The 15499-nt window shown below is 73.9% G+C and carries 14 protein-coding genes; 13 read left to right on the top strand and 1 reads right to left on the bottom strand.

What is annotated here, in order from left to right; genetic code table 11:
- Nucleotides 1-194 precede the first annotated feature (194 nt).
- From alaS to nusB, 12 genes are all read left to right on the top strand, one after another.
- Nucleotides 195-2864 (top strand): alanine--tRNA ligase, encoded by a 2670-nt coding sequence (alaS, locus tag ACF053_RS28950; RefSeq protein ID WP_391956701.1) that lies wholly within the window; start codon nucleotides 195-197, stop codon nucleotides 2862-2864.
- The gene (ruvX, locus tag ACF053_RS28945) at nucleotides 2864-3337 is read left to right on the top strand and encodes a Holliday junction resolvase RuvX (protein ID WP_391956700.1); all 474 of its coding nucleotides are present in this window, start codon (nucleotides 2864-2866) and stop codon (nucleotides 3335-3337) included. Before alaS ends, ruvX begins: the two co-directional genes overlap by 1 nt.
- 101 nt (nucleotides 3338-3438) lie before the next feature.
- Nucleotides 3439-5253 carry an endolytic transglycosylase MltG gene (gene mltG, locus ACF053_RS28940; protein ID WP_391956699.1) on the top strand — a complete coding sequence of 605 codons (1815 nt, stop codon included), beginning with the start codon at nucleotides 3439-3441 and terminating at the stop codon, nucleotides 5251-5253.
- Nucleotides 5234-6157 (top strand): shikimate dehydrogenase, encoded by a 924-nt coding sequence (locus ACF053_RS28935; protein WP_391956698.1) that lies wholly within the window; start codon nucleotides 5234-5236, stop codon nucleotides 6155-6157. Before mltG ends, ACF053_RS28935 begins: the two co-directional genes overlap by 20 nt.
- A gap of 172 nt (nucleotides 6158-6329) precedes the next feature.
- Nucleotides 6330-7514, top strand: a complete 1185-nt coding sequence (aroC, locus tag ACF053_RS28930; protein ID WP_391956697.1) for a chorismate synthase — start codon at nucleotides 6330-6332, stop codon at nucleotides 7512-7514.
- A complete protein-coding gene (locus ACF053_RS28925) occupies nucleotides 7511-8029 on the top strand; it encodes a shikimate kinase (RefSeq protein WP_058941097.1) in 519 nt (172 codons plus the stop codon). Before aroC ends, ACF053_RS28925 begins: the two co-directional genes overlap by 4 nt.
- Nucleotides 8026-9120 carry a 3-dehydroquinate synthase gene (gene aroB, locus ACF053_RS28920; RefSeq protein ID WP_391956696.1) on the top strand — a complete coding sequence of 365 codons (1095 nt, stop codon included), beginning with the start codon at nucleotides 8026-8028 and terminating at the stop codon, nucleotides 9118-9120. Before ACF053_RS28925 ends, aroB begins: the two co-directional genes overlap by 4 nt.
- The gene (gene aroQ / locus ACF053_RS28915) at nucleotides 9117-9578 is read left to right on the top strand and encodes a type II 3-dehydroquinate dehydratase (protein WP_058941095.1); all 462 of its coding nucleotides are present in this window, start codon (nucleotides 9117-9119) and stop codon (nucleotides 9576-9578) included. The genes aroB and aroQ overlap by 4 nt, the downstream gene beginning before the upstream one ends.
- Before the next feature lie 122 nt (nucleotides 9579-9700).
- Nucleotides 9701-10648: a Pro-rich N-terminal domain-containing protein gene (locus tag ACF053_RS28910; protein ID WP_391956695.1), complete on the top strand. Its 948-nt coding sequence runs from the start codon at nucleotides 9701-9703 to the stop codon at nucleotides 10646-10648.
- A gap of 69 nt (nucleotides 10649-10717) precedes the next feature.
- Nucleotides 10718-11824, top strand: coding sequence for an aminopeptidase P family protein (locus tag ACF053_RS28905; protein WP_391956694.1), 1107 nt, complete (start codon nucleotides 10718-10720; stop codon nucleotides 11822-11824).
- Between the two features lie 58 nt (nucleotides 11825-11882).
- Nucleotides 11883-12449 carry an elongation factor P gene (gene efp / locus ACF053_RS28900; RefSeq protein ID WP_058941092.1) on the top strand — a complete coding sequence of 189 codons (567 nt, stop codon included), beginning with the start codon at nucleotides 11883-11885 and terminating at the stop codon, nucleotides 12447-12449.
- 2 nt (nucleotides 12450-12451) lie between these two features.
- Nucleotides 12452-12880 carry a transcription antitermination factor NusB gene (gene nusB, locus ACF053_RS28895; RefSeq protein ID WP_391956693.1) on the top strand — a complete coding sequence of 143 codons (429 nt, stop codon included), beginning with the start codon at nucleotides 12452-12454 and terminating at the stop codon, nucleotides 12878-12880.
- Nucleotides 12881-14006: 1126 nt separating this feature from the next.
- Here nusB and bldD read toward each other — a convergent pair.
- Nucleotides 14007-14507, bottom strand: coding sequence for a transcriptional regulator BldD (gene bldD, locus ACF053_RS28890; protein ID WP_005319862.1), 501 nt, complete (start codon nucleotides 14505-14507; stop codon nucleotides 14007-14009).
- Nucleotides 14508-14705: 198 nt separating this feature from the next.
- Between bldD and pyrR the strand changes: the two genes are divergently transcribed.
- The gene (gene pyrR / locus ACF053_RS28885; RefSeq protein ID WP_058941090.1) at nucleotides 14706-15293 is read left to right on the top strand and encodes a bifunctional pyr operon transcriptional regulator/uracil phosphoribosyltransferase PyrR; all 588 of its coding nucleotides are present in this window, start codon (nucleotides 14706-14708) and stop codon (nucleotides 15291-15293) included.
- Nucleotides 15294-15499 lie beyond the last annotated feature (206 nt).

Raw genomic sequence — 15499 nt, 5'->3', positions numbered from 1 at the left:
TTGTCCCCCCCCCCCGGCCGCGCGGTAATGCTCCCGCGCGAGCGGGAGCTGTAAGTGCCGGGGGCCCCCCCCCCCCCGGCCCCCCCGCCCCCCCCCGGCCCCCCCCCCCCGCCCCGCGGCCGGGGCGCCCACGCCCCCGGCCGCCGCGAGCACCCGCACCCCACCCACCCGTACAACCGGAATGAGGACCACTGATGGAGTCGGCTGAAATCCGCCGCCGCTGGCTGAGCTTCTTCGAGGAGCGCGGGCACACCGTCGTCCCTTCGGCGTCGCTCATCGCGGACGACCCGACTCTGCTCCTCGTCCCCGCCGGCATGGTCCCCTTCAAGCCGTACTTCCTCGGCGAGGTCAAGCCGCCGTACGCGCGCGCCACCAGCGTCCAGAAGTGCGTGCGCACGCCGGACATCGAAGAGGTCGGCAAGACCACCCGTCACGGCACGTTCTTCCAGATGTGCGGCAACTTCTCCTTCGGCGACTACTTCAAGGAAGGCGCCATCAAGCTCGCCTGGGAGCTGCTCACCTCCCCGGTCGCGCGCGGCGGCTACGGCCTGGAGCCCGAGAAGCTCTGGATCACCGTCTACCAGGACGACGACGAGGCCGAGCAGATCTGGCGCGACGTCGTGGGCGTCCCCGCCGAGCGCATCCAGCGCCTGGGCAAGAAGGACAACTTCTGGTCCATGGGCGTCCCCGGCCCCTGCGGCCCCTGCTCCGAGATCAACTACGACCGCGGCCCCGAGTTCGGCGTCGAGGGCGGCCCGGCCGTCAACGACGAGCGGTACGTGGAGATCTGGAACCTCGTCTTCATGCAGTACGAGCGCGGCGAGGGCACCTCGAAGGAGGACTTCGAGATCCTCGGCGACCTGCCGAGCAAGAACATCGACACGGGCCTCGGCCTGGAGCGCCTGGCGATGATCCTCCAGGGCGTCCGCAACATGTACGAGACGGACACCCTCAAGGTCGTCATCGACAAGGCCACCGAGCTGACCGGCGTCCGCTACGGCGAGGCCCAGGACAGCGACGTGTCCCTGCGTGTGGTCGCCGACCACATGCGCACCTCCGTGATGCTCGTCGGCGACGGCGTCACCCCGGGCAACGAGGGCCGCGGCTACGTCTTGCGCCGCATCATGCGCCGCGCCATCCGCAACATGCGGCTGCTGGGCGCCACCGGCCCGGTCGTCGGCCGTCTCGTCGACACGGTCATCCGGACGATGAGCGAGCAGTACCCGGAGCTGGAGACCGACCGCAAGCGGATCGAGACCGTCGCCCTCGCCGAGGAGGCCGCCTTCCTCAAGACGCTGAAGGCCGGCACCAACATCCTCGACACGGCCGTCAGCGAGACCAAGGCCGTCGGCGGCCGGGTCCTCCCCGGCGACAAGGCGTTCCTCCTCCACGACACCTGGGGCTTCCCCATCGACCTCACCCTGGAGATGGCCGCCGAGCAGGGCCTCTCCGTGGACGAGGACGGCTTCCGCCGTCTGATGCGGGAGCAGCGCGAGCGCGCCAAGGCCGACGCCAAGGCCAAGAAGACCGGCCACGCCGACGTCACCGCCTACCGCGAGATCGCCGACGCGTCCGGCGCCACGGAGTTCACCGGCTACACCAACACCGAGGGCGAGACCACGGTCGTCGGCCTCCTCGTCAACGGCGTCCCGTCGCCGGCCGCGTCGGAGGGCGACGACGTCGAGGTCGTCCTCGACCGCACGCCGTTCTACGCCGAGGGCGGCGGCCAGATCGCCGACACCGGCCGCATCCGGCTGCACGGCGGCGCCGTCATCGAGATCCGCGACGTCCAGCAGCCCGTCCCGGGCGTGTCCGTGCACAAGGGCTCGGTCCAGGTCGGCGAGGTCACCGTGGGCGCCACCGCCTACGCCGCCATCGACGTCCGGCGCCGTCGCGCCATCGCCCGCGCCCACAGCGCCACGCACCTCACCCACCAGGCGCTGCGCGACGCGCTCGGCCCGACGGCCGCCCAGGCCGGTTCGGAGAACCAGCCCGGCCGCTTCCGCTTCGACTTCGGCTCGCCGTCCGCCGTGCCCCAGGCGGTCATGACGGACGTCGAGCAGAAGATCAACGAGGTGCTCTCCCGCGAGCTCGACGTGCACGCGGAGGTCCTGCCGATCGACGAGGCGAAGCGCCAGGGCGCCATCGCCGAGTTCGGCGAGAAGTACGGCGAGAAGGTCCGCGTGGTCACCATCGGCGACTTCTCCAAGGAGCTGTGCGGCGGCACGCACGTGCACAACACCGCCCAGCTCGGCCTGGTGAAGCTGCTCGGCGAGTCCTCCATCGGCTCCGGCGTGCGCCGCATCGAGGCCCTCGTCGGTGTCGACGCCTACAACTTCCTCGCCCGGGAGCACACGGTCGTCGCCCAGCTCCAGGAGCTGGTCAAGGGTCGTCCGGAGGAGCTCCCCGAGAAGATCTCCGCCATGCTCGGCAAGCTCAAGGACGCCGAGAAGGAGATCGAGAAGTTCCGCGCCGAGAAGGTGCTCCAGGCCGCCGCCGGCCTCGCCGAGTCCGCCAAGGACGTCCGCGGCGTGGCCCTGGTCACCGGGCAGGTCCCGGACGGCACCGGCGCCGACGACCTGCGCAGGCTGGTCCTCGACGTCCGCGGCCGCATCCCGGGCGACCGCCCGGCCGTCGTCGCCCTGTTCGCCACCGCGGGCGGCCGCCCGCTGACCGTGATCGCCACGAACGAGGCCGCCCGCGAGCGCGGCCTCAAGGCCGGCGACCTGGTCCGCACCGCGGCCAAGACCCTCGGCGGCGGCGGTGGCGGCAAGCCGGACGTCGCCCAGGGCGGAGGCCAGGACCCGCAGGCCGTCGGCGCCGCCGTGGAGGCCGTCGAGCGCCTGGTCGCCGAGACGGCCTGATGAACGCGATGCGACGCGGACGCCGCCTGGCGGTCGACGTCGGGGACGCCCGGATCGGGGTCGCCTCGTGCGACCCCGACGGGGTCCTCGCCACGCCGGTGGAGACCGTGCCGGGGCGCGACGTCCCGGCCGCCCACCGGCGGCTCCGGCAGCTGGTCGAGGAGTACGAGCCGATCGAGGTCGTCGTCGGGCTGCCCCGCTCCCTCAACGGGGGCGAGGGCCCGGCGGCCGCCAAGGTCCGCGCCTTCGCCCAGGAGCTGGCCAGGGGCGTCGCCCCCGTCTCCGTCCGGCTGGTCGACGAGCGCATGACCACGGTCTCAGCGACCCAGGGTCTGCGCGCCTCGGGCGTGCGGTCGAAGAAGGGCCGCTCGGTCATCGACCAGGCCGCCGCTGTGATCATCCTGCAGAACGCTCTTGAGTCCGAACGGGTATCGGGTAATCCGCCCGGCGAGGGCGTCGAAGTGGTCATCTGATCGCGATACGGTAACGTTCCGCGCGATGCGGTGGCGTTCGAACAGTCGCCGCACGACGTAGAGGCGGACGTCCCGGAAGCCTCACGGCTGTTTGGGGATCGATGACTGAGTACGGCCGGAACCCCGGCTCACAGCCCTGGCACCCCGAGGACCCCCTGTACGGGGACCAGGGCTGGGGTGGTCAGCAGGCCGGAGGCGCCCACTACCAGCAGCAGCCGCAGTACGGCGGCCACCAGGACCCGTACCAGCAGGGATACGGCGGGCAGGGCCACGACGAGGCGGGCCGCCCGTACGACACCGGCGCCGCGGCCGGCGACCAGTACGGCGCCGGCACCCACGACCAGCAGTACGGATCCGGCCACGCCCAGCCGTACGACACCGGCGCCCACGCGCAGCAGCAGTACGACCCCGGGACGCACGGCGGACAGCAGTACGGCGGCGGCTGGGACACCGGCACCGGACAGCAGGCCGCCATGCCCTACGGCCCCCCGCCCCCCACCGACCCCTACGGCGGGCAGGGCGCCGACCCGTACAGCACCCCCGAGGCGTACCCGCCGCCGCAGCCCCCGGGCCAGCGCCGCGCCGAGCCGCAGACCCACGACGCGCACCCCGACCAGGGGGCGGACGACGGGACCGGAGAGTGGCGGGACGGCGCCCCCCGGGAGGAGCGCCGCGGCTTCTTCGACGGCCCCGGCGACGACGACCGCCGGGACGAGGGTCACGCCGACGGCGCCGGCGGCGACGGGCCCGACGGCTACGACGACGACGGCTACGACGACGAGCCGGCCGAGAGCCGCCGCGCCGCGCGCGAGAGCCGCGGCCGGACCAAGAAGCGCAAGAGCCGCAACGGCGTGGCCTGCCTGTTCGTCGCGCTCGTCCTCGCGGGCGGCCTCGGCGGCGTGGGCTACTTCGGCTACCAGTTCTGGCAGGACCGCTTCGGCCCCTCGCCCGACTTCACGGGCACCGGCACCGGCGAGGCGGTCACCATCGAGGTGCCCAAGGACGCCGTGGGCGCGGAGATCGGCGGCATCCTGCTGAAGGCGGGCGTCGTCAAGAGCGTCGACGCGTTCGTCACCGCGCAGGAGAAGAACCCCAAGGGCCTCTCGATCCAGCCGGGCTTCTACACCCTGCAGAAGGGCATGTCCGCCGCGTCCGCCGTGGAGGCCATGCTCAGCCCCAAGAGCCGCAACGTCCTGATCATCCCCGAGGGCCGGCGCAACGTCTGGGTGTACGAGCAGATCGACAAGCGCCTGGAGCTCGCGCCCGGCACGACGAAGAAGATCGCCCTGGAGAAGGCCGGCAGCCTCGGCCTGCCCGCGTGGGCGACCGGCCACCCGAACGTCAAGGACCCCCTGGAGGGCTTCCTCTTCCCCGCGGACTACCCGGTCGCCAAGGGCAACAAGCCCGAGGACGTCCTCAAGCGGATGGTCACCCGCGCCAACAGCGAGTACGGCAAGGTCGACCTGGCCGCGAAGGCGAAGGGCCTCGGGCTCAAGAGCCCGTGGGAGCTCGTCACGGTGGCGAGTCTCGTCCAGGCGGAGGGCAAGACGGAGGACGACTTCCGCAAGATGAGCGAGGTCGTCTACAACCGGCTCAAGCCCGACAACACCGAGACCAACCAGAAGCTGCAGTTCGACTCGGCCTTCAACTACCTGAGGGGCCAGAGCAAGATCGAGATCAGCGAGTCCGAGATCAACAGCAACCCGGACCCGTACAACACGTACTACCACCGGGGCCTCACGCCCGGTCCGATCGGCAACCCCGGCGCGGAGGCGCTGGCGGCGGCGCTCGAACCGACCTCGGACGGCTGGATGTACTTCGTCGCGACCGACGGCATGAACAAGACGGAGTTCGCGAAGACGCACGACGACTTCCTCAAGCTGAAGGACAAGTTCAATGACAACCAGGGGGGCTGACGGGGACCGGGCCGACGGGGGGCGAAACGACGGGGACCTCCCCGACGGGGACCGGGCCGAGCGGGAGACGGTCGGCGGGGGGCGCAGGGCGGCGGTCCTGGGCTCGCCCATCGCCCACTCGCTCTCCCCGGTCCTGCACCGGGCGGCCTACGCCGAGCTCGGCCTGACCGGCTGGACGTACGGCCGGTTCGAGGTCGACGAGGCGGCACTGCCCGACTTCTTCCAGGGGCTCGACGCCTCCTGGGCCGGCCTGTCCCTCACCATGCCGCTCAAGCGCGCGGTCATCCCGCTGCTCGACGCGGTCAGCGACACCGCCCGCTCGGTGGAGGCCGTCAACACCGTCGTCGTCACCGGCGACGGCCGCCGCGTCGGCGACAACACCGACATCCCCGGCATGATCGCCGCCCTGAAGGAGCGGGGTGTGGAGAAGGTCGAGGAGGCCGCCGTGCTCGGCGCGGGGGCCACCGCCTCCTCCGCCCTCGCCGCCCTGGCGCGCGTCTGCTCCGGACCCGTCACCGCCTATGTGCGCAGCGCGGCCCGCGCCGAGGAGATGCGCGGCTGGGGCCAGCGGCTCGGCGTGGACGTGCGCACGGCCGACTGGTCGGATGCGGCCCGCGCCCTCACCGCCCCCCTCGTCGTCGCCACCACCCCGGCCGGCACCACCGACGCCCTCGCCCCGCACGTGCCGGAGCGGCCGGGCACCCTCTTCGACGTGCTGTACGACCCGTGGCCCACGCCGCTCGCGGCCGCCTGGTCCGCGCGGGGCGGCCGGGTGGTGGGGGGCCTCGACCTCCTCGTCCACCAGGCGGTCCTCCAGGTCGAGCAGATGACCGGACGCGCCCCGGCCCCGCTGCGCGCCATGCGGGAGGCGGGGGAGCGGGCCCTGCGCGCCGCCGCGGAGTGACCCCCTCCGCGCCGCCGGGCGGCCGCGCCCCCGTGGCGTCGCGTCGGTCGCGCTGTCCGGAACCTGGGACGGCGGCCTGAGGGGCGGGCGGACATGGGAGGATCGGGGGTGGAGGCGCGGGCCGCGTACCGGCCGAGCCGTCCGCAGATCCGGCCCGAGAGAAGGAGCACCGTTGAGCAGGTTGCGCTGGCTTACGGCGGGGGAGTCGCACGGCCCCGCGCTGGTGGCGACGCTGGAGGGTCTTCCCGCCGGTGTCCCGATCACCACGGAGATGGTGGCGGACCACCTGGCCCGGCGCCGCCTGGGCTATGGACGCGGCGCGCGGATGAAGTTCGAGCGCGACGAGGTCACGTTCCTCGGCGGCGTCCGCCACGGTCTGACCATGGGCTCGCCGGTCGCGGTCATGGTGGGCAACACCGAGTGGCCGAAGTGGGAGAAGGTGATGTCCGCCGACCCCGTCGACCCGCAGGAGCTCGCCGAGATGGCGCGCAACGCGCCGCTGACCCGCCCGCGCCCCGGTCACGCCGACCTCGCCGGCATGCAGAAGTACGGCTTCGACGAGGCACGGCCGGTGCTGGAGCGCGCCAGCGCCCGCGAGACGGCCGCGCGCGTCGCGCTCGGCGCGGTGGCCCGGTCGTACCTGAAGGAGACCGCCGGCATCGAGATCGTCTCGCACGTCGTGGAGCTGGCGGCCGCCAAGGCCCCCTACGGCGTCTACCCGACCCCCGCCGACGTGGAGAAGCTGGACGCCGACCCGGTGCGCTGCCTCGACGCCGACGCGTCGAAGGCGATGGTCGCCGAGATCGACCAGGCCCACAAGGACGGCGACACCCTCGGCGGCGTCGTCGAGGTGCTCGCGTACGACGTGCCCGTCGGCCTCGGTTCGCACGTCCACTGGGACCGGCGGCTGGACGCCCGCCTGGCCGCCGCCCTCATGGGCATCCAGGCGATCAAGGGCGTCGAGGTCGGCGACGGCTTCGACCTGGCGCGCGTGCCGGGGTCCCAGGCCCACGACGAGATCGTCACCACCGACGAGGGCCTGCGCCGGACCTCGGGCCGCGCCGGCGGCACCGAGGGCGGGCTCAGCACCGGCGAGCTGCTGCGCGTACGGGCCGCCATGAAGCCCATCGCGACCGTGCCGCGCGCGCTGCGCACCGTCGACGTCGTCACCGGCGAGCCGGCCCAGGCGCACCACCAGCGCTCCGACGTCTGCGCGGTCCCGGCGGCCGGCATCGTCGCCGAGGCGATGGTCTCCCTCGTCCTCGCCGACGCGGTCGCGGAGAAGTTCGGCGGCGACAGCGTCACCGAGACCCGCCGCAACGTCCGCTCCTACCTCGACAACCTCCACATCCGGTGAGCACCGGCCCGCTGATCGTCCTGGTGGGCCCGATGGGCTCCGGCAAGTCCACCGTGGGCGCCCTCCTCGCGGAGCGCCTGGGCGTGGCCTACCGGGACACCGACGCCGACATCGTCGCCGCCGAGGGCCGGGAGGTGTCCGACATCTTCGTCGAGGACGGCGAGCCGCGCTTCCGCGAGCTGGAGCGCGCGGCCGTCCGCGCCGCCGTCGCCGAGCACACGGGCGTCCTCGCCCTCGGCGGCGGCGCCGTCCTCGACGACGGGACCCGCGCCCTGCTCACCGGGCTGCCCGTGGTCTACCTCTCGATGGACGTCGAGGAGGCGGTCCGGCGGGTCGGCCTCGGCGCCGCCCGGCCGCTCCTCGCGATCAACCCGCGCCGTCAGTGGCGCGAGCTGATGGAGGCGCGCCGCCACCTGTACACCGAAGTCGCGCGCGTCGTCGTCGCCACCGACGAGCGCACCCCCGAAGAGGTCGCCGAGGCGGTCCTCGACGCACTGGAGCTGAAGGACGAATGACGGACCAGGCAGTCACCCGCATCCACGTCGGCGGAAGCGCCGGCTCGGAGCCGTACGACGTGCTGGTCGGACGGCAGCTCCTCGGCGAGCTGGCCGGACTGATCGGCCCACGGGCCAGGCGCGTCGCCGTGATCCACCCGGAGGCGCTCGCCGGGACGGGCGAGGCGCTGCGCGCCGACCTCGCCGACCAGGGGTACGAGGCCGTCGCCATCCAGGTGCCGAACGCGGAGGAGGCGAAGACCGTCGAGGTCGCCGCCTACTGCTGGAAGGCGCTCGGCCAGACCGGCTTCACCCGCACCGACGTGATCGTCGGCGTGGGCGGCGGCGCGACCACCGACCTTGCCGGGTTCGTCGCGGCGACGTGGCTGCGCGGAGTGCGCTGGATCGCGGTGCCGACGACCGTCCTCGCCATGGTCGACGCGGCCGTCGGCGGCAAGACCGGCATCAACACCGCCGAGGGGAAGAACCTCGTCGGCGCCTTCCACCCGCCGGCCGGCGTCCTGTGCGACCTCGCCGCGCTCGACTCGCTGCCGGTCCACGACTACGTCAGCGGCCTCGCCGAGGTCATCAAGGCCGGCTTCATCGCCGACCCGGTGATCCTCGACCTGGTCGAGGCGGACCCGGCCGCCGCCCGCACGCCCGCCGGCCCGCACACGGCCGAGCTGATCGTGCGCTCCATCAGGGTCAAGGCGGACGTCGTCTCCTCCGACCTCAAGGAGTCGGGCCTGCGCGAGATCCTCAACTACGGCCACACCCTCGCCCACGCGATCGAGAAGAACGAGCGCTACAAGTGGCGGCACGGCGCGGCCGTCTCCGTCGGCATGGTGTTCGCCGCCGAGCTGGGCAGGCTCGCCGGCCGGCTCGACGACGCGACCGCCGACCGGCACCGCTCGGTGCTGGAGTCGGTCGGCCTGCCCCTGACCTACCGCGGGGACCAGTGGCCCAAGCTGTTGGAGACCATGAAGGTCGACAAGAAGTCCCGCGGTGACCTGCTGCGCTTCATCGTCCTCGACGGGCTCGCCAAGCCGACCGTCCTGGAGGGCCCGGACCCGGCGGTGCTGCTCGCCGCGTACGGGGAGGTGTCGGCGTGAGGGACCGCACGGCGGCGGACGCCCGCACGGTGTACGTCCTCAACGGCCCGAACCTCGGCCGGCTCGGCTCCCGCGAACCCGACGTGTACGGCGCCACCTCCTACGCCGGTCTCGTGGCGAGCTGCCAGGAGCTCGGCAAGGAGCTCGGCTTCGACGTGGAGGTGCGCGAGACGAACGACGAGGGCGAGCTCGTGCGCTGGCTGCACGAGGCGGCCGACCGCTCGGTTCCGGTCGTTCTGAACCCGGGTGCCTTCACGCACTACTCGTACGCGATGCGGGACGCGGCGGCGCAGCGGACGGCCCCGCTGATCGAGGTGCACATCTCCAACCCGTACGCCCGCGAGGAGTTCCGCCACACGTCCGTCGTCGCCGCGGTCGCCACGGGGACGGTCGCCGGCTTCGGCATCGGCTCGTACCGGCTCGCACTGCACGCGCTGGCCGACGAGTTGACGGACTGACGATCAGCCGGAACCCTCCCGGGCCGTTCACCGTCTGACGGCGCGGGAGGGTACGGTTCGATGGCGGGCGCCCCGAACGGCCGCCCGATCAGCGTCAGTCGTACGAGACGGAGTGGCACCGGATGCAGCACGCAGTGGGGGCTCCGCTGCCGCCGCCCCACCAGCCGGGGCACGCGGCGGCCGGGTGGGCCCAGCAGGGACACCACCCGGGTCCGCCGCCCCCGCCCCCGGCCCGACCCCCCGCGCCGCACGCGCACACCCCGCACGCGCCGCACGCTCAGCAGGCCCCGCACAGCCAGCAGGCCCCGCACGGCCACGTGCCGCAGGCGCCGCCCCCGCCCCAGCAGCAGCCCGGCCAGGCGCCCGGCGGCTGGACGTCCCCGCACCCCGTGCCCCACGCGGCGCCCGTGCCACCCCCGCCCGACACGACGGGCCACGTCCGGCTCCCGGCGGGCGCGCCGGTCACCGCCCCGGTCCCCGAGCCGGGCACCGGCCCCACCGCCGGCACGGGCACCGCCACCCTGGCGGTCCTCCTCATCGGCCCGGCCGGCGCCGGCAAGACCACCGTCGCGCGGTACTGGGCGCAGCACCGCCGCGTCCCCACGGCCCACATCAGCCTCGACGACGTGCGCGAGTGGGTGTGTGCCGGGTTCGCCGACCCGCAGTCGGGGTGGAACGACCAGTCGGAGGCCCAGTACCGCCTGGCCCGCCGCACCTGCGGCTTCGCCGCGCGGAACTTCCTCGCCAACGGCATCTCCTGCATCCTCGACGACGCCGTCTTCCCCGACCGCCCGGTCGTCGGACTCGGCGGCTGGAAGCGCCACGTGGGCCCCGGCCTGCTGCCCGTGGTGCTGCTCCCCGGTCTGGAGATCGTCCTGGAGCGCAACGCCGAGCGCTCCGGCAACCGCCGCCTCTCCGACGAGGAGGTCGCCGGCATCCACGGCCGCATGGCCGGCTGGCACGCCTCGGGCCTGCCCATCATCGACAACTCCCACTACGACGTCGAGACCACGGCCCGGGCCCTCGACGACGTCCTCGCCCGTTCCCTGGCCAGCCCGCCGAGCTGGTGAACGAGGGGGCCGGTCCCGATCGGCCCCCTCCGCACTGCCGGGTCGCGCCCGCGCTCGTAGGCTCGGGTCATGTCCCAGGTGTTTGCGGACCGCCGCGGGCGGCTGCGCGGCCGGTGCGCGGCGGCCGGATCCGCGGCGGCGCTGGTCTCCCGCCCCGCCAACGTCCGCTACCTCGCGGGCGGCTCGCCGCCCGGCTCCGTCCTGCTGATCGGCGCGGAGGACGACGTGCTGCTGTCTCCCCGCGCGCCGGGCGACGACCCCACCGAGGGGCGCGTCGACGAGGCGCTGCGACAGGTCGTGCTGCCGTCCTCCGGCGGTGACCCGGCCGTCGCCGCGGCCGACCTGGCCCAGCGGAGCGGTGCCGACGGCCTCGCCGTGGAGGAGCACCACCTGAGCGTCGCCCGCTACCGGGCGCTCGGCTCCGCCGCCCCGCACCTGCGCCTCGCCGACCTCGGCAACGCCGTCGAGCAGGAACGCGTCGTCAAGGACGACGACGAGATCACCTGCCTGCGCATCGCCGCCGAGATCACCGACCAGGCCCTCGGCGAGCTCCTGGAGTCGATCCTCGTCGGCCGCACCGAACGCCACCTCGCCCTGGAGCTGGAGCGGCGCCTCGTCGACCACGGCGCCGACGGCCCCGCCTTCCCCACCTCCGTCGCCACCGGCCCCCACTCGGGACGCGGCGGCCACCGCCCCACCGACCGCCGTGTCGAGGAGGGCGACTTCCTCTCCGTCTGCCTCGGCGCGGACTACCGCGGGTACCGCTGCGAGATCGGCCGGACGTTCGTCATCGGCACGGCCCCCGCCGACTGGCAGGTCGAGCTGTACGACCTCGTCTTCACCGCCCAGCGGGCCGCGCGGGAGGCGCTCGCCCCGGGCACCGCCTACCGCGACGTGGACCGGGCGGCCCGCCAACTCCTCGACGCGGCGGGCCACGGAGCCTCCCTCGCACCGAGCCTCGGCCACGGTGTCGGCCTCGAAATCCAGGAGGACCCGCAGTTGTCCCCCTCGGCCATGGGTAAACTGGACGCTTGCGTGCCGGTCACCGTCGAACCAGGGGTTCACCTCCCGGGACGGGGCGGGGTCCGGATCGATGACACGCTCGTCGTGCGCCAGGAGGCGGACGGCGGACCCGAGCTACTCACCATCACGACCAAGGAGCTGCTCGCGCTGTAGCGCGTGACGCACCACGCCTCGGTCGTCCACCAGCGTCAGTCCAGGAGATTCCGCAACCGTGGCTTCCACGAACGACCTCAAGAACGGCATGGTGCTCAAGCTCGACAACGACCAGCTCTGGTCCGTGGTCGAGTTCCAGCACGTCAAGCCCGGCAAGGGCCCGGCCTTCGTGCGCACCAAGCTCAAGAACGTGCTGTCCGGCAAGATCGTCGACAAGACGTTCAACGCCGGTGTGAAGGTCGAGACGGCCACCGTCGACCGCCGCGACATGCAGTTCTCGTACATGGACGGCGAGTACTTCGTCTTCATGGACATGCAGACGTACGACCAGCTGCACGTCTCCCGGGCCGCCGTCGGCGACGCCGCGAACTTCCTGGTCGAGGGCTTCACCGCCACCGTCGCCACGCACGAGGGCGAGGTGCTGTACGTCGAGCTCCCCGCCGCCGTCGAGCTGACCATCCAGGAGACCGAGCCGGGCGTCCAGGGCGACCGCTCCACCGGTGGCACCAAGCCCGCCACCCTGGAGACCGGCCACCAGATCCAGGTCCCGCTCTTCATCACCACCGGTGAGAAGATCAAGGTCGACACCCGTACGAGCGACTACCTCGGCCGGGTGAACAGCTAACCGTGGCCGCCCGCAACAAGGCCCGCAAGCGCGCCTTCCAGATCCTCTTCGAGGCCGACCAGCGCGGGGTGCCCGTGCAGGAGGTCCTCGCGGACTGGATCCGGCATGCCCGGTCCGACGAACGGCAGCCGCCGGTCAACGAGTACACGATGGAGCTCGTCGAGGGGTACTCCCAGTACGCCCGCCGTATCGACGACCTCATCTCCACCTACTCCGTGGGCTGGACTCTCGACCGGATGCCGGTCGTCGACCGGAACATCCTGCGCCTCGGCGCGTACGAGCTGGTCTGGGTCGACGCCACGCCGGACGCGGTGGTCATCGACGAGGCCGTCCAGCTCGCCAAGGAGTTCTCCACGGACGACTCCCCGTCCTTCGTCAACGGCCTGCTGGGCCGTTTCAAGGACCTGAAGCCGGGGCTCCGCCGAGCCTGACCACGCCTCGAAGGGCCCGCAGCACGCCTGCTGCGGGCCCTTCGGCATCCCGCCCCTCCGCTTCGGCCCGCTGGGACGACCACAGCCCCGGCAGCCGGGTGCCGGAACCGTGCGCTGCCCCACGCCGTCCGGGAGCGCGGTCGCCGCAGGGCGCCGCGAGCGTCCCGCACGCGGACACCGGGCGGGGCCGCGCGGCCCCCGCCGGCGCCGCGCGTCCTGGATGCCGCCTGGGCGGGCGCTCCGCACGGGGGAGGAGCCGGCCGGCGCTGCCCAGGCCCGTGCCCCGACAGTGGCGCCCGAGAACCCGATCCCAGGGCGGCCTTCGCTCGCGCGGGCGGGCCGTCCGCGCGAGCGAAGGCCGGACGAGCCGTGCGGCCCGTACTCCGGCCCGGCGCCAAGGGACACGGGGGCCGGGAAGTTCGCGGGTGCGCGTTCGCGCTGCGGGCGGGGTGGGGCGTGTGGCCCGTACTCCGGTTCGGCGCCGGGCGGGGGCGTGGTCGCGGGGGCGGCGGGGAGTTGGTTCCGCGCGGTGGGGCGTGTGGCCAGGCGTCGGTGCGGCGCTGGGGAGCGCGGCCCGGCGCCGGTGGGTGCGGTCACGGGGGCGCCGGAGGGCCGCGGAGGTGTGCGTCCGGGCGGTGGGCGGGCGTGGGGCCCGTGCCCATTCGGCGGTGGGCAGCGCGGTCACGGGGGCGGCGGGGAGTTCGTGGGTAGGCGTTCCGCAGGGCGGAACGGGTGGGCACGAACGGTCCACAGCCCCGCCCGGCTGCCGCAGCGCGCCTCGTCCGCCGCTCGTGGCGGAAGGGCGTGGACCTGCGGGGGCCGTCGGTGCCGCGTCCCGCGGGGGCGCAGGTCGAGTACGGGGCCGGGTCTGGGCCCGGGCCGGTCGGTGCCCACCGCCCCCGCCCCGCGGACGGCCTGCCGGGCACCCGGTGGGCATCTCCGCAGGGCCCGCGCCGGTACCCACCGCCGCGACCGCGACGCACCCGCCCGGCGCACGGCGGCGGGACGGCGCCGCGCCACCGAGTGCCCCCGGCCGGCCGCATCGACGCGTGGAGGGTGGTCCCGCAAGGGGACCACCCTCCGGCGGCAACGTTTCTGCTCGGGCGGCGAGAGCCGACGCCGCGCCTCAGCTCTCCTCGTGCGCGACCGCGCGCCGCGCGTCCGCGTCCAGCACGCCCCAACTGATCAGCTGCTCGGTGAGGACCGACGGGGACTGGTCGTAGATGACCGCGAGCGTCCGCAGGTCGTCCTGGCGGATCGACAGCACCTTGCCGTTGTAGTCGCCGCGCTGCGACTGGATCGTCGCGGCGTAGCGCTGCAGCGGGCCCGCCTTCTCCTGCGGGACGTGCGCCAGGCGCTCCAGGTCCAGGACGAGCTTCGGCGGCGGCTCGGCGGCACCGCCGGGCGTGGTGCCCGGCAGCAGCTCCTGCACCGGGACCCCGTAGAAGTCAGCCAGCTCGGCGAGGCGCTGCACGGTCACGGCGCGGTCGCCGCGCTCGTACGAACCGACCACGACGGCCTTCCAGCGACCCTGGGACTTCTCCTCCACGCCGTGGAGGGAGAGGCCCTGCTGGGTGCGGATGGCACGGAGCTTGGCCCCGAGCTGTTTTGCGTATTCGCTGGACATATAGCTCCCTGGACACTGTTACAACGTGCGGCGCCGCCGCGTGGCTGGTAACTCACTGTGAGGTTACGCAGCGTTACTGGGGTGCGTCAAGCCGGGTGGTCCGTCCCGACGCCCTCCTCACCCCTGGTACCGTGGCTGACGCAATTCCGACGTCCTTTAAGGTCCGTCCCGTGAGGCGGAGAAGGAGGTCCGTTCCGTATGGACGCCATCCAGCAGTCCGATGCCCGACCCGTACTCGAGGGTCCGGACATCGCGCGGGTCCTGACCCGCATCGCCCACGAGATCGTCGAGCGCGCCAAGGGCGCCGACGACGTCGTCCTCCTCGGCATCCCGACGCGGGGGGTCTTCCTCGCCCGGCGCCTCGCCGAGAAGCTCCGGCAGATCACCGGCCGCACGGCTCCCGTCGGCTCCCTCGACATCACCATGCACCGGGACGACCTGCGCCTGCGCCCCGCCCGGACGCTGGCCCCCACCGAGATCCCCGACGAGGGCGTCGACGGCCGCCTGGTCGTCCTCGTCGACGACGTGCTCTTCTCCGGCCGCACCATCCGCGCCGCCCTCGACGCCCTCGGCGACATCGGCCGCCCCCGCGCCGTGCAGCTGGCCGTCCTGGTCGACCGCGGCCACCGGGAGCTGCCCATCCGCGCCGACTACGTCGGGAAGAACCTCCCGACGTCGCTGCGCGAGACGGTCAAGGTGCAGCTCACCGAGGAGGACGGCCGCGACGCCGTGCTGCTCGGCGTGCGCGAGCCCGGCCCCGAGCCCGCCCCGACCGGCGAGAACTAGCCAACGCGCGCCCAGCGCGTCCCCGCCACCCCGTACGCCCCCCACGCGCCCCGTGCGCGGCACGGCGGACGGGCACGCGGAGCCGCGCCGCCCGCCACCGGCAAGCCCGCAGCAAGCCCGCAGAGCCGCGGCTGGCGGCGGACCCGCAGGCCGCGAGCCCGCGGGCACACCCCCGCCGGCGGCCGCGCCCGAGCCCACCCCTGCCC

The sequence above is a fragment of the Streptomyces kanasensis genome, from assembly GCF_043077165.1.
Lineage (GTDB): Bacteria > Actinomycetota > Actinomycetes > Streptomycetales > Streptomycetaceae > Streptomyces > Streptomyces changanensis.
This window is presented reverse-complemented; position numbering and strand designations above follow the sequence as displayed.